At 52.2% G+C, this 19,643-nt stretch carries 22 protein-coding genes and 3 tRNA genes; 14 read left to right on the top strand and 11 right to left on the bottom strand.

Going from position 1 to position 19,643, the window contains the following annotated elements; genetic code table 11:
* Window positions 1-82 precede the first annotated feature (82 nt).
* Entirely contained in the window at window positions 83-556 is a 474-nt protein-coding gene (locus WHR59_RS20385) for a threonine/serine exporter (RefSeq protein WP_047406380.1), read from the bottom strand.
* Entirely contained in the window at window positions 547-1,323 is a 777-nt protein-coding gene (locus tag WHR59_RS20380; RefSeq protein ID WP_043018522.1) for a threonine/serine ThrE exporter family protein, read from the bottom strand. The genes WHR59_RS20385 and WHR59_RS20380 overlap by 10 nt, the downstream gene beginning before the upstream one ends.
* 451 nt (window positions 1,324-1,774) lie before the next feature.
* On the opposite strand from WHR59_RS20380, the gene WHR59_RS20375 reads away from it, so the two are divergent.
* Window positions 1,775-2,500 carry a helix-turn-helix transcriptional regulator gene (locus WHR59_RS20375; RefSeq protein WP_043018322.1) on the top strand — a complete coding sequence of 242 codons (726 nt, stop codon included), beginning with the start codon at window positions 1,775-1,777 and terminating at the stop codon, window positions 2,498-2,500.
* Window positions 2,461-3,138 (top strand): DNA-binding transcriptional activator BglJ, encoded by a 678-nt coding sequence (gene bglJ / locus WHR59_RS20370; protein WP_051642787.1) that lies wholly within the window; start codon window positions 2,461-2,463, stop codon window positions 3,136-3,138. The genes WHR59_RS20375 and bglJ overlap by 40 nt, the downstream gene beginning before the upstream one ends.
* A gap of 57 nt (window positions 3,139-3,195) precedes the next feature.
* On the opposite strand, the gene WHR59_RS20365 is transcribed toward bglJ, so the two are convergent.
* Window positions 3,196-3,654: a YbaK/EbsC family protein gene (locus tag WHR59_RS20365; protein ID WP_043018324.1), complete on the bottom strand. Its 459-nt coding sequence runs from the start codon at window positions 3,652-3,654 to the stop codon at window positions 3,196-3,198.
* Window positions 3,655-3,889: 235 nt separating this feature from the next.
* Here WHR59_RS20365 and WHR59_RS20360 point away from each other — a divergent pair, with 235 nt between their 5' ends.
* Together WHR59_RS20360 and WHR59_RS20355 are read left to right on the top strand one after the other, a co-directional pair.
* Window positions 3,890-4,030, top strand: coding sequence for a hypothetical protein (locus tag WHR59_RS20360; protein ID WP_170928017.1), 141 nt, complete (start codon window positions 3,890-3,892; stop codon window positions 4,028-4,030).
* A complete protein-coding gene (locus WHR59_RS20355; RefSeq protein ID WP_043018325.1) occupies window positions 4,020-5,363 on the top strand; it encodes a PTS sugar transporter subunit IIC in 1,344 nt (447 codons plus the stop codon). Before WHR59_RS20360 ends, WHR59_RS20355 begins: the two co-directional genes overlap by 11 nt.
* 29 nt (window positions 5,364-5,392) lie before the next feature.
* Here WHR59_RS20355 and fhuF read toward each other — a convergent pair whose 3' ends face one another.
* Complete coding sequence (gene fhuF, locus WHR59_RS20350; protein ID WP_047406377.1) at window positions 5,393-6,181, bottom strand: siderophore-iron reductase FhuF; 789 nt, start codon at window positions 6,179-6,181, stop codon at window positions 5,393-5,395.
* 108 nt (window positions 6,182-6,289) lie between these two features.
* On the bottom strand, window positions 6,290-7,366 hold the full coding sequence (locus WHR59_RS20345) for a GGDEF domain-containing protein (RefSeq protein ID WP_043018327.1): 1,077 nt from the start codon (window positions 7,364-7,366) through the stop codon (window positions 6,290-6,292).
* A gap of 216 nt (window positions 7,367-7,582) precedes the next feature.
* Here WHR59_RS20345 and WHR59_RS20340 point away from each other — a divergent pair, with 216 nt between their 5' ends.
* Window positions 7,583-7,858 carry a DUF1435 domain-containing protein gene (locus tag WHR59_RS20340; protein ID WP_043018328.1) on the top strand — a complete coding sequence of 92 codons (276 nt, stop codon included), beginning with the start codon at window positions 7,583-7,585 and terminating at the stop codon, window positions 7,856-7,858.
* 39 nt (window positions 7,859-7,897) lie between these two features.
* Here the strand turns inward: WHR59_RS20340 and WHR59_RS20335 are convergent.
* The 4 genes from WHR59_RS20335 to rsmC all read right to left on the bottom strand — a co-directional run bounded on the left by WHR59_RS20335 (window position 7,898) and on the right by rsmC (window position 9,470).
* Window positions 7,898-7,983 (bottom strand) — tRNA-Leu (locus WHR59_RS20335).
* Window positions 7,984-8,015: 32 nt separating this feature from the next.
* Window positions 8,016-8,101 (bottom strand) — tRNA-Leu (locus WHR59_RS20330).
* Window positions 8,102-8,129: 28 nt separating this feature from the next.
* Window positions 8,130-8,216: transfer RNA gene (locus WHR59_RS20325), tRNA-Leu, on the bottom strand.
* 222 nt (window positions 8,217-8,438) lie between these two features.
* Window positions 8,439-9,470, bottom strand: a complete 1,032-nt coding sequence (rsmC, locus tag WHR59_RS20320) for a 16S rRNA (guanine(1207)-N(2))-methyltransferase RsmC (protein ID WP_213733371.1) — start codon at window positions 9,468-9,470, stop codon at window positions 8,439-8,441.
* A gap of 102 nt (window positions 9,471-9,572) precedes the next feature.
* Here rsmC and holD point away from each other — a divergent pair, with 102 nt between their 5' ends.
* The 8 genes from holD (at window position 9,573) to WHR59_RS20280 (ending at window position 15,960) form a co-directional block, all read left to right on the top strand.
* Entirely contained in the window at window positions 9,573-9,986 is a 414-nt protein-coding gene (gene holD / locus WHR59_RS20315) for a DNA polymerase III subunit psi (RefSeq protein WP_047406371.1), read from the top strand.
* The gene (rimI, locus tag WHR59_RS20310) at window positions 9,955-10,401 is read left to right on the top strand and encodes a ribosomal protein S18-alanine N-acetyltransferase (protein WP_043018331.1); all 447 of its coding nucleotides are present in this window, start codon (window positions 9,955-9,957) and stop codon (window positions 10,399-10,401) included. The genes holD and rimI overlap by 32 nt, the downstream gene beginning before the upstream one ends.
* 14 nt (window positions 10,402-10,415) lie before the next feature.
* On the top strand, window positions 10,416-11,096 hold the full coding sequence (yjjG, locus tag WHR59_RS20305) for a pyrimidine 5'-nucleotidase (RefSeq protein ID WP_080625753.1): 681 nt from the start codon (window positions 10,416-10,418) through the stop codon (window positions 11,094-11,096).
* A 92-nt stretch (window positions 11,097-11,188) separates the two neighbouring features.
* The gene (gene prfC, locus WHR59_RS20300; protein ID WP_016151601.1) at window positions 11,189-12,778 is read left to right on the top strand and encodes a peptide chain release factor 3; all 1,590 of its coding nucleotides are present in this window, start codon (window positions 11,189-11,191) and stop codon (window positions 12,776-12,778) included.
* Window positions 12,779-13,085: 307 nt separating this feature from the next.
* Window positions 13,086-13,703 carry a molecular chaperone OsmY gene (gene osmY / locus WHR59_RS20295; RefSeq protein ID WP_043018333.1) on the top strand — a complete coding sequence of 206 codons (618 nt, stop codon included), beginning with the start codon at window positions 13,086-13,088 and terminating at the stop codon, window positions 13,701-13,703.
* A 127-nt stretch (window positions 13,704-13,830) separates the two neighbouring features.
* Complete coding sequence (locus WHR59_RS20290) at window positions 13,831-13,992, top strand: DUF1328 domain-containing protein (RefSeq protein WP_003019081.1); 162 nt, start codon at window positions 13,831-13,833, stop codon at window positions 13,990-13,992.
* A 121-nt stretch (window positions 13,993-14,113) separates the two neighbouring features.
* A complete protein-coding gene (locus WHR59_RS20285; RefSeq protein ID WP_043018334.1) occupies window positions 14,114-15,187 on the top strand; it encodes a patatin-like phospholipase family protein in 1,074 nt (357 codons plus the stop codon).
* Complete coding sequence (locus tag WHR59_RS20280; RefSeq protein WP_075145241.1) at window positions 15,184-15,960, top strand: metal-dependent hydrolase; 777 nt, start codon at window positions 15,184-15,186, stop codon at window positions 15,958-15,960. The genes WHR59_RS20285 and WHR59_RS20280 overlap by 4 nt, the downstream gene beginning before the upstream one ends.
* A gap of 95 nt (window positions 15,961-16,055) precedes the next feature.
* Here WHR59_RS20280 and WHR59_RS20275 read toward each other — a convergent pair whose 3' ends face one another.
* On the bottom strand, window positions 16,056-16,919 hold the full coding sequence (locus tag WHR59_RS20275) for a YjjW family glycine radical enzyme activase (RefSeq protein WP_181634099.1): 864 nt from the start codon (window positions 16,917-16,919) through the stop codon (window positions 16,056-16,058).
* Window positions 16,891-18,441 carry a YjjI family glycine radical enzyme gene (locus WHR59_RS20270; protein ID WP_338843404.1) on the bottom strand — a complete coding sequence of 517 codons (1,551 nt, stop codon included), beginning with the start codon at window positions 18,439-18,441 and terminating at the stop codon, window positions 16,891-16,893. Before WHR59_RS20270 ends, WHR59_RS20275 begins: the two co-directional genes overlap by 29 nt.
* 261 nt (window positions 18,442-18,702) lie before the next feature.
* Here WHR59_RS20270 and deoC point away from each other — a divergent pair, with 261 nt between their 5' ends.
* A complete protein-coding gene (deoC, locus tag WHR59_RS20265; protein ID WP_042312514.1) occupies window positions 18,703-19,482 on the top strand; it encodes a deoxyribose-phosphate aldolase in 780 nt (259 codons plus the stop codon).
* The last annotated feature ends 161 nt before the right edge of the window (window positions 19,483-19,643 follow it).

Below are 19,643 nucleotides of genomic sequence, written 5' to 3'. Positions count from 1 at the left end.
TTTTATAGTAACACAGAGAAGAAGGAGAGCAGCAGATGAGGGGGTGATTCCCCTCTCTGCGAGGTGCTAAAAAAGCGTGCCGCTACACGCGCGGGCGTTTGCGATACAGCCATAATCCCGGAACGGACAGCCCGATGGAGAGCGCGCCGACAATTGATGAGGCTTTGAGAAAATTGGTCAACAGGGTGATCATCAGCGCTTCGCTGTAGCCAAAATGGCCGATCTTTACCGCCGAGATCATGGCTGTGTAGGCGGAGATCCCAGGGAACATAGGGATCACCGCCGCAACCGTGAAGACTTTCGGATGTGCCAGATACCAGCGTGACCACTGGATCCCAATGCAGCCGACCAGCAATGACGCCATAAAGGTCGACCATTCGATATTAAACCCTGTGCTCATCATCACCGTTCGCGAACCGTGCCCAAGCGCGCCGAGTAACGCGCACCAGGGGAGCGCCCGATGCGGTACGTTAAATACCATGGCAAAGCCGAGCGCCGGGATCGCAGACAGGATCATGTCCTGCATCAGCACCAAAATGAAATCGATCACGCCCATCCGCGCAGCCCCCATAAGGTCATCGACATGACGACGCCAATGCAGGTCGCCAGCGTCAGCAGGCTGGCAATCGCCCAGCGGGCGAGTCCGGTATTAATGTGTCCCTTAAACATATCCGCGACGGAGTTGATCAGCGGAAAGCCCGGAACCAGCAGCAGTACGCTGGCGGCCATGGCGATGGTTGGAGTGTGGTTAAACGTCGGCAACGTCAGTAGCAGGCCTGAAATCGTGGTCGCCACAAACGCGGTGATGCAAAAGTTGATTTGCGGGTGCAAATGCCGGGACGCCAGAATCTGGCGGATATACATCGCCACCATGCTGGCGAAAAAGGTGATCACCGCGCCATCCCATCCGCCGTTATTGAGTTTACAAAAGCAGGCGCAGGACAAGCCGACCATCAAGGCGACCAGCCATCTTGGATAGCGCAGCGGTTTAATCTGGCTAAAGCGTTTCTCAACGCCTTTAATATCCAGCAGTTTGTGTTCCGCGAGAATAACGATGTGCTGCACCTCCGTCACGACGTGCATGTTAATCCCGCGATCCTGATTTTTTCGCGTTGAGGTCAGGCACTGCCCATCTTTAATGGTGGTCAGGACGATAGCGTTAGAGGAGATAGCGCTTTCTACGCTGTCCATGCCAAGCGCCAGCCCGAGGCGGGTGGATAGCTCGTCAACCAGCGCGCTTTCTGCCCCATGCTGAAGTAAAAAAAGACCGCATTGAATACATAACCGTGTAACCGTTCGCTGTGACGACTGCTCTGTTTGCATGGCTCGCTCTGACTGATAAGGATCTCTTTGCATGAAGGATGCCTTCTTTTTATCATGAAGCATGATCCTGTTGGCTCTGGCTAAGATCAATCTTTGCGTCGAAAAAAGACGCAGGTCTTACGCGTCTGGACGCCTTACCTGCTTATCAATAAAGACAACGCTTATGAAAATGTAGTGTTATTTATCAGGATGGCAAATACGTAAGCAACGCTAATGTTCTATTGTAGTTCTTTTAATTGTACATAGAATGTATTTATGCGTAATTTTGTAATAATGGTTCAATAGTTTGACGCTATTGGGATTGTAGCGCCATTACTTTATATTTGAATAAAAGCCAAGGATAAACAATTCACCTCGTCTATTGTTTAGAGGTTTTCTGTTAATTAATATTTTTAATTTATCAGGAAATTTTTAATAAGTGCGAATACGGACTGGTGAGTGTGGAGGAGATATGTTGCCAGGACGCCGCAAAAACGCAATTATTATTAGTAAATTACCAATCGTACAAACCGGACTTAAAGGTGTAATGCAGGGGCAGTTCGCTGATTACGAACTTACCTACTGTCGTTCCGTTGAAGAACTGACATTGTTGCAGCTGCGGTGCGCTGATTTGGTGGTTGCTGATTTATCCGGAGACTGTAATCACCCACGTTCAGTCTGCGAACAATATTACTCTTTATTATCTCAATACCGTGATATTCACTGGGTTTTTCTCGTTTCCCGTATTTTTTATCCTCTGGCCATTGAGCTGCTGATGTGTCCTGTCAGTTCGCTGTTATCTGATGCCGAGCCGATTGAAAGTTTAGTGAATGTTATTCACGCAGGAAATACTCGTGCTGAGAGAATTAGCAAGTCGCTGCTCTCTCCGCCCGTGATGCCAGAGTTAGCAGACCATAGCGCCCGCTCAATTGTACTTACGCTCTCGGAGAGAAAAGTACTGAGACTGCTGGGAAAAGGTTGGGGAATTAATCAGATTGCGACATTGCTGAAGAAAAGCAATAAAACAATCAGTGCCCAAAAGAACAGCGCTATGCGTCGCTTATCAATACACAGCAATGCAGAAATGTACGCATGGATAAACAGTTCTCAAGGATCGCGAGAACTGAATTTACCTTCAGTTTATGGAGAGACCACGGAATGGAAAGCAGAAGCATCAAAAGAAACGTCGCACTGGTAGAAAAGTGCGCGATGAGTAGTGTGGGTATTAAGAGTTTATTTAATACCATGCCGGATGACCGATATAAACTTCATCTTTTTTCTAATCAGCCTGCCTTTAGTCAGGCGATGTTAAAAACGCCATTTTCGGCAGTTATTTTCTCTCTCTCTGCAATCAGAACCGATCGCAGAGCTGGACTCGCCTATCTGACGGAGCTGGCGATTAATTTTCCGCGCATCAAGCGTGTGGTCATTGCCGATGATGATGCGGAGGCGCGCTTAATTGGCTCTCTGTCACCCTTGCCGCTAGATGGTGTTGTGAGTAAATCTTCCTCGTTAACGGTACTTCAGGACGCGCTATTTACGGCACTGAATTGCTCCAGCCGAGGAACCGAAGGTTCGAAAAACCATTGGTATATCAATCAAAGCCGGATGCTCAGCCCGACAGAACGCGAAATACTGCGCTTTATGTCGAATGGCTATTCAATGCCGCAGATTGCTGTGCAGCTTGAGAGGAATATTAAAACTATTCGGGCACATAAATTTAATGTGATGTCGAAACTTGGCGTGAGCTCAGATGCCGGACTGCTGGATGCGGCAGATATTCTGTTGTATCTGCGTGCAGGTGAACCGGCGCCTTTCCTGCAGGCTGCTTCTTAAGGGGTCATGTCAGATCGCCCCGTGCCGGGTTTTGCTACTGGCACGGGGCATGAAGCCTCACTGACACACATCCACCCAGGTGGCGGAAGTCAGCTCAGCCATCCTTTCCGGCGTGATTCGAACAGCGCTGTGGATGGCGCCTGCGGCGGGAAGCACTTCAGCGTAATGCTTTAACGAGACGTCGCAGTACACCGCAATCGGCGTTTCCAGTCCGAAAGGGCAAACGCCGCCAACGGGATGACCCGTCGCGTTCACCACCTCATCGCTACTCAACATACGGGCCTTGGCGCCGAACGTACTCTTTAGCTTTTTGTTATCCAGTCGGGCATCACCTTTGGCGACGACCAGAATAATGTCGTTCTTGACCTTCAACGAAAGCGTTTTCGCGATCTGACCGGGTTCGACGTTATGGGCTTTTGCTGCCAGATCGACGGTAGCGGTACTCTGATCTAATTCGATGATCTCAATATCTGGTGCATGTTGCGCTAAAAATTGGCGCACTGATTGCAAACTCATTCTTCTCTCCAAATCGCCTACAGGCAGCTGCGTACAGCAGAAAACCGCATGGTGTAATTTGTCATAGGGGCAAGCTCGCTGTAAATATTTTAATGTAACAACATGGCAACATTGGCAGTTTTTCGATCCTCTTCACAATCAAAGAAACCGGTTACAGTAACCGGTTGCAGAATGCTGAAATGACGATTAATACTGAAGTTGTCACTTCCTCTGTATCACATAATAAGAGCCAACTATGAAACTTAACTCAAAATGCAGTAGCGCTGGCGTTCCTCCCGGCACGGTTGCGAAAAGTGGTAATGGGCTTTACGTGGTGGTGTTAATGCCAGCACGGTTGCAGGGTTTTGCGCAACGGGAGAACGGCTATGTCTACTAATCATGCTGTGTTTAATGTAATTTTCCGCTTTGTTGAAAACTATGTCAGTCCTGTTGCCGGACGCATTTCTTCACAACGTCATGTGATGGCCATCCGCGATGGGTTTATTTCGGCGATGCCCTTTATGATCGTAGGCTCGTTTTTGCTGGTTTTTGCCTACCCGCCTTTTTCTCCTGATACGACCTGGGGGTTTGCCCGCGCGTGGCTGGATATGGCGAAACAGTTTGAAGGCCAAATCCTTACACCGTTTGATATGACGATGGGGATTATGTCGGTCTACATCTGTGCGGCTATTGCGTATAACCTGGGCAAGCACTATGTGAAGTCACATCAGTTAGATCCATTCATGTGCGCGATGCTATCGATCATGGCTTTTTTACTGATTGCTGCACCGAAAACCAAAGGCACGATGCCGGTTGATAGCCTGGGCGGTACGGGGATTTTCACCGCTATCCTGGTGGCCATTTACTGTGTTGAAATGATGCGCTTCCTGAAGGCGCACAACATCGGCATTCGTTTACCCGATCAAGTGCCGCCGATGATCAAAAACTCCTTCGATCTGCTGATCCCGGTGCTGGTGGTGGTGCTGACGCTGTACCCGTTGAGCCTGGTGATTCAGTCGCAGTTTGACATGCTGATCCCGCAGGCCATCATGGCCATCTTTAAACCACTGGTGTCGGCGGCAGATTCTCTCCCGGCGATACTTTTGGCAGTACTGATCGGCCATCTGCTGTGGTTTGCCGGCATTCATGGCGCGGCAATTGTGTCGGGAATGCTGCAAATGTTCTGGCTCACCAATCTCGGGATGAACCAGTCGGCGCTGGCGCAGGGGGCGCCTTTACCGCATATCTTTATGGAAGCATTCTGGACGTTCTTCATTGTGGTTGGTGGTTCCGGCGCGACGATGGGGTTGGTGATTTGCTATCTGCGGAGTCGCTCGGCCCATCTACGCTCGATCGGACGTTTGAGCGTGGTCCCCAGCATTTTTAACATTAACGAACCGGTGATTTTCGGTACGCCGATAGTCATGAACCCTGTGTTCTTTATCCCTTTCTTGCTGGCCCCGATGGTGAATGCGGTACTGGCGTGGGCGGCGATGAAACTGGATTTAATTGGGCGAGTGATTTCAGTCGTTCCCTGGACGGCCCCGGCACCGGTTGGCGCGGCATGGGCGTTAGGCTGGGATTATCGTGCGGCCATTCTGGTTGTTCTGCTGGCGCTGGTGTCTGCTGTTATCTACTTTCCATTCTTTAAGGTTTACGAAAAGCAGCTATTAGCGCAGGAAAAAGAAGAAGCGCAGCGTATAGAAGAGGAAAGCCAGCAGGTTGCATAAAGTGTTGGCGGGGGGCTACGGCTCCTCGCTTACTTCAGCGTGCAGTCACCGCACTGTTGAACATCGGGCAGGCGATAGCGCTGGCAGCAGGTTCTGCGCACCAGTAGTCCCTCGCGTGGAACAACGGTACGCCACAGGGGGTTATCCTGGCCGCAGGAGAGTTGTTTCTCAAAAAAGCAGGTCTGGCGCAACGTGTTCAACAGTTCTTCACCTAACAACGGCTTCATTTCCGTTAAGTACCAGTGAATTAAGTATCCCGTATTACTCCAGATAAGCTTCGCGTTGATCTCGCCTGTCGCTTCCAGCGCCTGCACAACCGGCGTCAGCGCTGTGAGAATCAGCGTTTCCATACGTTGTTGAGGAGACAGGACCGTGGCCTGGTGATCCTGATGCACATCGATCCAGAAACAGGCTGCACGGCCCGTTTCGTGGAATTCTACGTGCATGTGTTCAGGAGAGACATCGATAGCCTCTTTTTGCGTCAGCAGAGCTACCATGAGCGGAGGCATCATCAGGCCGATATACCACTGGGCCCAGAGAGAAATCAGCGGCTTATTTTCGCGTGTCAGCGTGGGCTGATTGCGATAAATATGGTCTGAATAAACCGCCAGCAATGAACTTAACGTCGTGGGTTGCGTCCATTCATGCAGCGTCATCGCACCTGGTACAGGTGTTTCGTCCAGACGAATGAAGTCCAGCAGGTGCTCACGGGTTTTGGCTATCGTTGCGCGTACGGCAGCAGCCAGCGAGGGGATCTTTGCCGGGAGATGGCTACGCCAGATGACATCTTCAACGATCGGTGCGGAACGATAAGCCATGTCGATATAAGGATGTTAATCTTAATGATAATGATTGCTAATCCTATAATTGGCGTTGAGCGATGGCAAGATCTTTGTCGCCATCTCGGGCGACACCGCACAGATAGCTCAGGCAGAAGGGCAGTTTACCCGCAGTTCATCGCTGACCAGCGTGCTGTTGCGCCCAAGGTTCTTGGCCTCATAAAGGGCTTTATCCGCTCGGGCAATAGCGGCCTCAATATCCTGCTCAACAAGAGGCGCAATGCCGATACTAACGGTTACGTTAGTTGCCACGCTCTCATTAAACATGTGGGGAATTTTAAGGTCGTACACTTTCTGGCGAATGCGCTCGGCAGCAGCCTGGGCCTGTTGGGGATCGACTGCGGTCAGCAGAACCATAAACTCTTCGCCGCCAAAGCGCGCCACCACGTCCCGGGAACGCACGGAGTCACGAATCGCGGCAGAAACCCGGATCAATGCCTGGTCGCCCATCATATGCCCGTAGTGATCGTTATAGGCTTTGAAATGGTCGATATCCAGCAGCAGGACGTAGTGTTTCGAATTACTCAGGGCCAGCAGTGTATCAAGTCTGTGTTGCAGCCCCCGGCGATTGTACAAACCGGTCAGCGGGTCGAGCATGCTGAGTCCGTTCAGGGTTTCCCGTTCTTCCAGCAGTTTATACATCAGCTGTTGGGCGAAGCCATCGTAGCGCTTTTGTATTACATGCTGGATGGCAATCCCGGCCATGGGCAGCGCCATAAAATAGAAAATTCGCAAACCATGCTCGCTGCCGTTCAGCCATAAACAGACGGCGACGGATGGCAATGAGTGAAGCGTAAACGCGATGATATTATTGGCAAAAGCGATAGATCCAATAAACAGCACGCTGAGAAGGGCGATCAATAGAAAATAATAATCATTATGACCCAGCGCGTTATATTTCAGGAAAATATGTAACGCCCATAGCAAGCCAAAAACGATTGAAATAAAAGGGAGATTAATTCTTTTGTCCGCATATTTCCCATGCCATGCCAGCAACAATGTACTCATTACAAGCATCAGCAGCGCCGGTACAGACAGAGCTTTCACCGCAAACAGTGGGAAAAAAAGCGTAAACAGTGCAGAGATTGCATTGAGCAGCAGAAACAGTCGTAAAGAGAGTTGGTATTTTTTGGTACGCAGAGTTCGCCAGGATTGTACTGTCATAGGTAAATATTGTTAGTTATCTGCAATGTACGAAGGTGTGTTGGTAAATAAAACAAATAACGAACGGGGTAACATTCGCTGAGGTTTTTATTGTTTTTAGTTGAAAAGCTAACCGGCGAGCAATTTATCACCTTAAATTATTTATGTCATCAATCGTTAAGTAAAACTCATATAATTGATAGTGCCCCATAGCTGACAAATGAGAAAATTTATCATATGATATTGGTTATCATTATCAATTTCATAGGTGATACCATGTTGCAACGTACGCTGGGCAGTGGATGGGGGGTTCTGCTGCCGGGAATACTTATTGCCGGGATGGCATTTAGTGACCTGTCGGTCTACGTATGGAAGGCGATGATTGTATTAGGATTACTTCTGACTTCGCTCATGTTGTACCACAAGCGTTTACGGCACTTTGTGTTGTTGCCTTCTTGCGCGGCGCTGATCGGCGGCATTGTTCTGATAATGATGAACTGGAATCAGGGATGAACAAAACAGGGAAGAAAACCGAGAGGGGAATAAGATAATTGGTGCGAGGGGGGGGACTCGAACCCCCACATCCTAAGGACACTAACACCTGAAGCTAGCGCGTCTACCAATTCCGCCACCTTCGCACAGTCATCTTATTTTTTTGATATCGCCTCGTTGGTGCGAGGGGGGGGACTCGAACCCCCACATCCTAAGGACACTAACACCTGAAGCTAGCGCGTCTACCAATTCCGCCACCTTCGCCCAGTGCGAGCAATATCAACGTGGATTATGGTGCGAGGGGGGGGACTTGAACCCCCACGTCCGAAAGGACACTAACACCTGAAGCTAGCGCGTCTACCAATTCCGCCACCTTCGCATACCATCGACACTCAAAAAGTATCGTTACCACGGGGGCGAATTCTAGAGATTTTATGCAGGGCGTCAACAGTTAATTATCGAACTTAACGTGATTGCCGAAAAAAAAGGCGTTTCTTCGGGGTTTGGCGTTTTATCCAGGCCGGATAAGCGCTAGCGCTATCCGGCGTTGATCGGTGTCACGTCGGATGGCGGTGTAAACGCCTTATCCGGCCTGGATCGGTCAGGCTTTTTTCGCCTGGCGCGTCATAACGGTGCGATAGACCTTAAAGCGCCCGGTCTGCGCGATAACTTCGTGGAAGCCAAACACTTCATCCAGTACCTTCGGATAAGGCAGGAAGGCGTTCGCCACGATACGCAGCTCACCGCCGCTGTTGAGGTGGCGCACTGCGCCGCGAATCAGCGTCTGCGCGGCATCGAGGCTGGTCTGCATCCCATCGTGGAACGGTGGGTTGGAGATGATCATATCAAAGCGACCCGTCACGTCAGAAAAGACGTTACTGGCGATGACGTCACCTTCAATCCCGTTGGCGGCAAGCGTTGCGCGGCTGGCTTCAACCGCGGCGGCGCTAACATCGCACAGGGTTAAGCGCACTTTTGGCGAGTGGCTGGCTAGCGCGACGGAGAGTACGCCCGCGCCACAGCCGACATCCAGAACTTTGCCTTTGGTGTGTGGCGTCAGCGTGGAGAGCAGCAGTTGGCTGCCAACATCCAGGCCGTCGCGGCTGAATACGCCCGGCAGCGTTTTGATGGTCAGATTTTCGGTCTGGTATTCATCCCAGTATTTTTCGGCATCAAAGACCGGCTGTTTTTCCAGACGACCATGGTACAGGCCACAGCGACGCGCGCTGTCGACTTTGTTCAACGGCGCGTATTCGGCCAGCATCTGCTCTGCGCTACGTACGCCGCTGCGGTTCTCACCCACCACAAAAATATCAGTACCTACCGGTAACAGCGAAAGAAGGTTCATCAACTGGAACTGGGCTTCCGGCTTATTCTTCGGCCAGTAGTAGATTAACGTATCGCTTTCGCCGACGTCATCGGCCTGCGCGACGAGGCTGAAGCGGACGTTGTCGCCCATCTGGCGGTTAAGCACCTGCCAGTGGTGAAGCTGCTGAGTGTGCGCACGGCTGGCGGCGCTTTCAAAATGGGCAGGCAGGTCATCCTGCAAATCACCGGCAAACAGAATACGGCTTTGTTCGAAATCATCACTGTGGCGCAGCAAGACTTCACTTGCCGGGGTAAAAGCAGACATGGAGTGCTCCTTAAATTGTACAGCGGGGGATTATAGTTGTTTGATGGCGCGGATTCGACAAATTTGCTATATTTGCGCCCCTGATTACAGGAGTGTTTCGCTATGACATCCCGACGAGACTGGCAGTTACAGCAACTGGGCATTACGCAGTGGTCGTTGCGTCGTCCTGGCGCATTGCAGGGCGAGATCGCGATTTCAATTCCTGCGCATGTCCGTTTGGTGATGGTTGCTGCACAGTTACCCGCGCTAACCGAACCGTTGATGAGCGATATTTTACGCGCATTAACCGTCAGCCCGGATCAGGTTTTACAACTGACGCCTGACCGTGTCGCCATGCTGCCGCAGGGCAGCCGCTGTAATAGCTGGCGGCTAGGAACCGATGAGCCGCTGCTGCTGGAGGGCGCTCAGGTCGCGAGTCCTGCGTTTAATGAATTACGGGAAAACCCAGCGGCCCGCGCCGCGTTATGGCAACAAATCTGCGCATATGAACACGATTTCTTCCCTCGAGCCGACTGATTTACCTGCAGCATTTCAGATTGAAAAACGCGCCCACGCTTTTCCGTGGAGTGAAAAAACATTTGCCAGCAACCAGGGCGATCGCTACCTCAATTTTCAGTTGAGGGTTGGCGACGTGATGGCCGCCTTTGCGATTACGCAGGTCGTGCTGGATGAAGCTACGCTGTTCAATATCGCCGTTGATCCTGACTTTCAGCGCCGGGGCCTGGGGCGTGAGCTGCTGGAGCACCTGATCGATGAGCTGGAAAAGCGTGGCATTTTGACCCTGTGGCTTGAGGTGCGCGCCTCAAATGCTGCTGCTATCGCGCTATATGAAAGCCTGGGCTTTAACGAGGCAACGATCCGGCGCAATTACTATCCGACGGCCGATGGTCATGAAGATGCCATTATCATGGCATTGCCAATCAGCATGTAAGACAAGGTGTAATGATGAAGAAGTGGGACTGGATTTTCTTTGATGCCGACGAAACGCTGTTTACGTTTGACTCGTTTACCGGCTTACAGCGGATGTTTCTCGACTATAGCATTACCTTTACCGCTGAAGATTTTCAGGACTACCAGGCCGTAAATAAACCGCTGTGGGTGGATTATCAAAACGGCGCGATTACCTCATTACAACTGCAGCATGCCCGTTTCCAGAGCTGGGCTGAACGCCTGAAGGTCGAGCCAGGCCAGCTTAACGACGCATTCATCAATGCGATGGCGGAAATCTGCTCGCCGTTGCCAGGGGCGGTTTCTCTGCTCAATGCGATTCGTGGTAAAGCGAAAATCGGCATCATTACTAACGGCTTTACGGCGTTGCAACAAATCCGCCTTGAGCGGACGGGGCTGCGCGACTATTTCGACCTGCTGGTGATTTCTGAGCAGGTTGGCGTGGCAAAACCCGATCCCCGTATTTTTGACCATGCGCTGGAGCAGGCGGGCAATCCTGACCGTTCCCGCGTGCTGATGGTGGGTGACACCGCAGAGTCCGATATTCTTGGCGGCATTAACGCCGGGCTATCCACCTGCTGGCTAAATACGCACCACCGCGAGCAGCCAGCGGGCATTCAGCCCACCTGGACCATAGCGTCATTAAGCGAACTGGAGCAACTCCTGTGTAAACACTGATTGCCTCCCCCCCGTTGATGGGTAAAATAGCCGCAATTTTTCGTATTCAACTTGCACGGCCCGTTGCCGTGCTTACCTAAGAAGATTTGACTATGACGTTGTCTCCTTATTTGCAAGAGGTGGCCAAACGCCGCACTTTTGCCATTATTTCTCACCCGGATGCCGGTAAAACGACAATTACTGAAAAGGTACTGTTATTCGGACAGGCGATTCAGACCGCCGGTACGGTAAAAGGCCGTGGCTCCAGCCAGCATGCCAAATCTGACTGGATGGAAATGGAAAAGCAGCGTGGTATCTCGATTACCACCTCCGTAATGCAGTTCCCGTACCATGACTGCCTGGTCAACCTGCTGGATACCCCGGGGCACGAAGACTTCTCCGAAGATACTTACCGTACCCTGACGGCGGTGGACTGCTGCCTGATGGTTATTGACGCCGCAAAAGGCGTTGAGGACAGGACCCGTAAGCTGATGGAAGTTACCCGTCTGCGCGATACGCCAATCCTGACCTTTATGAACAAACTCGACCGTGACATCCGCGATCCGATGGAGCTGCTGGATGAAGTCGAGAACGAACTGAAAATCGGCTGTGCGCCGATCACCTGGCCGATTGGCTGCGGTAAGTTGTTCAAAGGCGTCTATCACTTATATAAAGACGAAACTTACCTGTACCAGACGGGTAAAGGCCATACCATTCAGGAAGTCCGCATTGTTAAAGGTCTGAACAACCCGGAACTTGATGCTGCCGTGGGCGAAGACCTGGCGCAGCAGTTGCGTGACGAACTGGAGCTGGTGCAGGGCGCGTCTAACGAATTCGACCATGAGCTGTTCCTCGCAGGCGAAATCACCCCGGTCTTCTTCGGTACCGCGCTGGGTAACTTCGGCGTTGACCATATGCTGGACGGTTTAGTGGAGTGGGCACCTGCGCCGATGCCGCGTAAAACCGACACCCGCGTCGTTGAGGCTTCCGAAGAGAAGTTCACCGGCTTCGTGTTTAAAATTCAGGCCAACATGGACCCGAAACACCGTGACCGCGTGGCGTTCATGCGCGTGGTGTCCGGTAAGTACGAAAAAGGCATGAAAATGCGCCAGGTGCGCATTGGTAAAGACGTGGTTATCTCCGATGCGCTGACCTTTATGGCTGGTGACCGTTCTCACGTGGAAGAAGCGTATCCGGGCGATATTCTTGGTCTGCACAACCACGGCACTATCCAGATTGGTGATACCTTCACCCAGGGCGAAATGATGAAGTTCACCGGTATTCCGAACTTCGCGCCGGAGCTGTTCCGTCGTATTCGCCTGAAGGATCCGCTGAAGCAGAAACAGCTGCTGAAAGGGCTGGTTCAGCTGTCAGAAGAGGGTGCAGTGCAGGTCTTCCGTCCGATCGCCAATAACGATTTGATCGTGGGCGCTGTCGGTGTGCTGCAGTTCGACGTGGTGGTTTCACGCCTGAAGAGCGAATACAACGTTGAAGCGATTTATGAGTCGGTCAACGTGGCGACTGCCCGCTGGGTAGAGTGTTCTGACGTGAAGAAATTCGAAGAATTCAAGCGTAAAAACGAAATTCAGCTGGCGCTGGATGGCGGTGATAACCTGACCTATATTGCGCCGACCATGGTTAACCTGAATCTCACCCAGGAACGTTACCCAGACGTTCAGTTCCGTAAAACGCGCGAACACTAATCGACCTTCCAGGGCACGGTATCCGCCGTGCCCTGCAACTTTCCCTGTCTTTTAAATCCCTTGCGGAATGTTCTTAAAACCTCTCATTTTTCTTTTGTTTGCCTGTTTTTTAGTCAATCTGGACTGCGATCACGAAATCCTGAACTATATTTAACAATGTGATGACATAAATGTCGGCGTTAAATGCTTTTTAGGCTGCCTGTTGCAGCTTCTATTGCTGATATTTATTCCACTTACAAGATTAGTTGCTGGCTCAAGCCCTATAACGGCAGAGCATAGCTTTTAGCAAACATACAGGAATACATCGATGACAATGACAGGACTTAAGATTTCTAAAACGCTGCTGGCCGTGATGCTGACTTCCGCTGTTGCAACGGGTTCTGCTTTTGCAGAAAACTCCACGACGGATAAAGCGCAATCCGGCGTCGAAAGTGCGGGGCAGAAAGTCGATAGCTCTATGAACAAAGTCGGTAATTTCATGGATGACAGCACCATCACCGCGAAAGTGAAAGCCGCGCTGGTGGACCACGATAGCATTAAGAGCACCGATATTTCCGTCAAAACCGATCAGAAGGTGGTGACGCTAAGCGGGTTTGTTGAAAGCCAGGCACAAGCCGAAGAGGCGGTGAAAGTGGCGAAAGGCGTAGAGGGTGTGACCTCCGTCAGCGACAAATTACACGTGCGTGATAGCAAAGATACTTCTGTAAAAGGCTATGCGGGCGATACGGCAATCACCAGTGAGGTAAAAGCCAAACTGCTGGCCGATGATATTGTCCCTTCCCGCAAAGTGAAGGTTGAAACCACCGATGGCGTGGTACAGCTTTCAGGAACCGTTGAATCACAGGCTCAAAGCGATCGCGCTGAAAGCATCGCCAAAGCAATTGATGGCGTGAAAAGCGTCAAAAACGATCTTAAAACTCACTAATTAGACTTAATTCGTCCTCCTGACGTTTGTCGGGAGGCGTGTTGTGCACCACACTGAAAATATCGCCGATGGGCAGCCTGAGTGCTCATATCAAGCGGTGACATTAACTATGGTAAAGGAGAAGCACATGTTTCGATGGGGCATCATATTTCTGGTTATCGCGTTAATTGCCGCTGCACTGGGTTTTGGTGGACTGGCGGGTACCGCTGCAGGCGCAGCGAAAATTGTTTTTGTGGTGGGGATCATTCTGTTTCTGGTCAGCCTGTTTACCGGGCGTAAACGACCCTAGTAAGTAAACCGTAAAGATATCTTGCTACTCAGCCAGTCCAGCGGACTGGCTTTTACGGTTTTAGCGGCAGGCATTTTGCGTTACTTTGTTCTCCTATTACAAAAACAACAGGAAGGCAGAGGTGGGGCAGAGAATACCCGTCACGCTCGGTAATATCGCGCCGTTATCGTTACGTCCGTTTCAACCAGGCAGTATGGCGCTGGTGTGCGAAGGCGGGGGACAAAGAGGCATTTTCACCGCTGGCGTACTGGATGAATTCATGCGGGCGCAGTTCAATCCCTTTGATCTCTTCTACGGGACGTCCGCTGGCGCGCAAAACCTTTCAGCTTATCTCTGTAACCAGCCTGGTTACGGTCGTAAAGTCATCATGCGTTACACTACCCGACGTGAGTTTTTTGATCCGGTGCGCTTTGTGCGCGGGGGAAACTTAATCGATCTCGACTGGCTGGTGGATTCGACCGCCTCCCAGATGCCGCTGGCAATGGATAACGCCGAGCGCCTGTTTGCCGCAGGGAAAGCGTTTTATATGTGCGCCTGTCGGGGCGATGACTACACGCCGGGCTATTTTTCGCCGAATCGGCAAAATTGGCTCGATCTTATCCGTGCTTCCAGCGCGATTCCCGGATTCTACCGCACAGGAGTTGCGCTCGATGGCGTGAACTATCTTGATGGTGGCGTCAGCGACGCCATACCGGTGCAAGAGGCGGCGAAGCACGGAGCAAAAACGCTGGTGGTTATCCGCACAGTACCCTCGCAAATGTACTATACGCCACAGTGGTTCAAACGTATGGAACGCTGGCTGGGCGAAAGCAGTCTGCAACCGTTATTGAATCTGGTCCAGCACCATGAAGACAGCTATCGCGCGATCCAAAGTTTTATTGAGAAACCGCCGGGTAAACTGCGCATCTTTGAGATCTATCCACCCAAGCCGCTCCATAGTATGGCGTTGGGAAGCCGTATTCCGGCGCTGCGGGAAGATTACAAGACAGGACGCCTGTGTGGTCGTTACTTCCTGGCGACAGTCGGTAAACTGCTGGCGAAAAATGCGCCGCTGCCTCGTCAGACGCCGAAGATTGTGGTGCCGGGGCCGGTGGTGGTTCCTCCCGCGCCGGTGGCCAACGACGCCCACGCGCCTGTGGTAGCCAATGCGCCTCAGGCGAACGACACGACGTTTGATAATGAGGATTTGGCGTGAGTTATCGTTTTATCGATACGCATTGTCATTTTGATTTCCCACCGTTTACCGGCGATGAATCTGCCAGCATTCAGCGCGCGGCTGACGTCGGCGTGCAAAGCATTATCGTTCCGGCCACCCAGGCGGCGAATTTTCCCCGCGTACTGGCGTTAGCGGAACATTATCCTTCATTGTTTGCTGCCCTGGGGCTGCACCCGATTGTCATTGAACAGCATGGTGATGATTGCCTGGAACAGTTGCAGCAGGCGCTGGATAAGCGTCCCAAAAAGCTGGTGGCAGTAGGCGAAATTGGGCTGGATCTGTATCGGGACGATCCGCAATTCGACAAGCAAGAGCGGCTGCTGGAAGCGCAGCTTAAGCTGGCGAAGCGTTACGAATTGCCGGTGATCCTGCATTCGCGGCGCACTCATGACAAGCTGGCGATGCACCTTAAACGCCATGCTTTGCCACGAACAGGCGTGGTGCATGGGTTTTCCGGAAGCGTGCAGCAGGCCGAACGCTTTGTGCAACTGGGGTACAAAATTGGCGTGGGCGGCACCATTACTTATCCGCGCGCCAGTAAAACCCGCGAGGTTATGGCGCAACTGCCGCTGGACTCGCTGCTGCTGGAAACCGACGCGCCGGATATGCCGCTCAACGGCTTTCAGGGACAGCCCAACCGCCCTGAGCAGGTAGTCAGAGTGTTTGACGTCTTATGCGAGCTGCGCCCGGAACCTGCAGATGTGATCGCTGACGCGCTGTATCGCAATACGACCGCGTTGTTTACTGTGTGATTGTTGCGTGCCGGATGCGACGCAAAAGCGTCTTATCCGGCCTACGGACTGACCTCATGTGTAGGCCGGATAAGGCATAGCCGCCATCCGGCATTTCACAGGTACAGCGCTGGGAAGATCATATTATTCACACCGCGTTCGCGTAGCCCTTGCGCCAGTTGCTCGACATCCTCCGGCGTTGCACTCGGCCAGTCTTTCGCTTCGCCATACACCCCGTGCGCATGAAAGGCATTCAGCCGTACCGGTACATCACCTGCACGCTTGATAAACGCCGCCAGCGCATCGATATGCTGCAGATAATCCACCTGACCAGGAATCACCAGCAGGCGCAGCTCCGCCAGTTTTCCCTGCCCGGACAAAAAGGTAATGCTCTGTTTAATCAGCGTGTTATCGCGGCCAGTTAGCTGTCGATGACACTCGCTGTCCCAGGCTTTTAAATCAAGCATCACGCCGTCGCACACCGGCAACAATTTTTGCCAGCCGGTTTCGCTTAGCATGCCGTTGCTGTCTACCATGCAGGTCAGGTGTTGCAACTGTGGATCGGTTTTGATCGCGCTAAACAGCGCCACGATAAACGGCAACTGGGTGGTTGCTTCGCCGCCGCTGACCGTAATTCCCTCAATAAACAGCACTACCTTGCGAATATGCTCCAGCACCTCATCAACGCTCATGTTCTGCGCCATCGGCGTGGCCTGCTGGGGGCACATGTGCAGGCAGGTATCGCACTGCTGACACACGTCGGACTGCCACCATACTTTCCCCGCGCTCAGGCTCAGCGCTTCATGCGGGCAATGCAGTACACACTCCCCGCAGTCGTTGCAGCGCCCCATCGTCCACGGGTTGTGGCAATTTTTACAGCGCAGATTACATCCTTGCAGAAACAGAGCCAGGCGACTGCCCGGCCCGTCGACGCAGGAGAAAGGAATCAGCCTACTTACTGAAGCGCATCTGCTGTTCATGGCTAATCACGCGAGGTTGTCGTTCCAGAATGCGCGTATTGCGCGCGGCTTCTTCGCCAAGCCAGGTGGTGTTGGTGCGTGAACCTGCGGCACGATATTTTTCCAGATCCGACAGGCGGACCATATAGCCGGTGACGCGGACCAGATCGTTGCCGCTCACGTTGGCGGTAAACTCGCGCATTCCGGCTTTAAACGCCCCGAGGCACAGTTGCACCAGCGCCTGAGGATTACGTTTGATGGTTTCATCCAGCGTGAGAATGTCGCTGATCCCGGCGTGATAAAACGCGTGATGCGGCGCGACGGTTTGCAGATGGGTGATCGGGTCCGGCTCATCGCCGTAGGGCAGACGCGCGCCCGGCGTGGTGCCGATGTCAGAACTGATCCCTGACTGTGCATGCAGCATCGCACGCTGATTCCAGCCATATTTCACCGGAGTGCTTTCGACAAACTCCGCCAGTTGGGCGCTGATACGATAGCCGAGCTGATTGGCGAACGCATCTTTGCCGTAGCGCGCGTTCTCCCCCGCCTTATCGCACAGCAGGTTCACCGCCTCCGCCAGGCCATACATGCCGAACATAGGCACAAAACGTTCGGGATCAATCAACCCTTCCTGCACGAGGAAGCTATTCTCAAAGAAATGTGATTTTTCATAAAGGAATTCACATCGTGAATCAATGATGGCGATTTGCTGTTGGCAATAGTGCGGTAGGGTGCGCGTAAAGAAGTCATCGACAGAGGTACTGCGCTCTGCAATGGCTTTCAGATTAAGCCTGACCAGCGTGCTTCCGCCTCCGGCGAGCGGCAACGAGTTGTAACAGCTGACGACGCCATACTGACATTTTGTGAAAATTTTATCATTTTCAGGGCCGTTGGAAATGTGCGGCTTACTGCACTCGCAGATATTTTGCGCCACGTTGAGCAGCAGATCGTCAGGGGTAATTTGCGGATCATAAATAAATGTCAGATTAGGTGAAACCTGCTTTAGCTCTGCATCTGCACGTAAAATCGCTCGGGTGACTGGCGTATCGGCGGGGCCGATGTTGGCATGCATAAACGCGTCTGGCAGGGTTCTGTCGAGATAACGCCAGAAACGTTTTATTCGAATATCGATCTCTTCTTGTGTTAGAATTCTAACATATGGTTGCAACAGGGCGTCGAGCTGACCGAGATAGACCGGCATTGAGGTCACTGACGGAACGTGGTGGTACAGGATGGTGAGCAAGGACAACGCATCATCAAGATCGCTGGCGCCTTCCAGCTCCAGCCACGATGAACCGTTGGCCAGAAAACGCGCATAGTCGGGTAAGACATAGCGCGGTTTGAACGGGGCGTGACCTTCGTACATATCGCAGATCACCCCGTCATCCAGCGCCTGGCGTGCCTCAGCAGGCAGTTGCGGATAAGGCAGCGCGTTTTCAGCCTCCAGCGCCAGAAAATGGCGTTTCTGCTCAGGGCTGAGCACCGGACTGGTCACGATTTGTTGGCAACGCTGTTGCAGCGCGAGTTCGCTTGAAGTGGGCATCGTTGATTCCTTTTTATCCCGATGGTGTAACGCCATTGTAGAAAGCAACGCCGCCACAACCTTTGATCCGGATGCGCCTGATGCCACCGCATCCCCTCAGGAAAGGTTATTTATTTGAAGTAGATCTCATTAGAGTAATGCAAATCTGTATGTGGTTTTCATTAACTGTGATGTATATCGAAGTGTAATAGCGAGCGGATGTTAGAATACTAACAAACTCGCAAGGTGAAATTTTATACGGCGATGCCGTTGGAGAATGTTATGACCGATTTAACAGCAAGCAGCCTGCGTGCACTGAAACTGATGGACCTGACCACCCTGAATGATGACGACACCAATGAAAAAGTGATCGCGCTGTGTCATCAGGCGAAGACCCCGGTTGGCAACACGGCAGCAATTTGCATCTATCCACGTTTCATTCCTGTTGCGCGTAAGACTCTGAAAGAGCAGGGCACGCCGGACATCCGTATTGCCACCGTCACCAACTTCCCGCACGGCAACGACGACATCGAGATTGCGCTGGCTGAAACCCGCGCGGCGATAGCCTACGGTGCAGATGAAGTTGACGTGGTGTTCCCGTATCGTGCGCTGATCGCGGGTAACGAGCAGGTTGGTTTTGATCTGGTTAAAGCCTGTAAAGACGCGTGCGCGGCGGCAAACGTGCTGCTGAAAGTGATCATCGAAACCGGTGAACTGAAAGAAGAAGCCCTGATTCGCAAAGCGTCTGAAATCTCCATCAAAGCCGGTGCTGATTTCATCAAAACCTCTACCGGTAAAGTGCCGGTCAATGCGACCCCTGAAAGCGCTCGCATCATGATGGAAGTGATCCGCGACATGGGTGTTTCTAAAACCGTAGGTTTCAAACCGGCTGGCGGCGTGCGTACTGCAGAAGATGCACAGCAGTTCCTGGCGATTGCCGACGAACTGTTTGGCGCTGACTGGGCTGATTCTCGTCACTATCGTTTTGGCGCATCCAGCCTGCTGGCGAGCCTGCTGAAAGCGCTGGGTCATGGCGACGGTAAGAGCGCAAGCAGCTACTAAGTTTGAATTGCCCATCGTAGGCCGGATAAGGCGCAGCCGCCATCCGGCATCAGTACGACTGCCGGGTGCGCGTTGCTTACCCGGCCTACAACGGCTTGGATTATTAAGAGTAATCATTCATTGCAGTGGGTTTTCCGCAGCATTTAACCTGATTAATCGGG

The sequence above is a fragment of the Citrobacter europaeus genome, from assembly GCF_037482245.1.
GTDB lineage: Bacteria > Pseudomonadota > Gammaproteobacteria > Enterobacterales > Enterobacteriaceae > Citrobacter > Citrobacter europaeus.
This window is presented reverse-complemented; position numbering and strand designations above follow the sequence as displayed.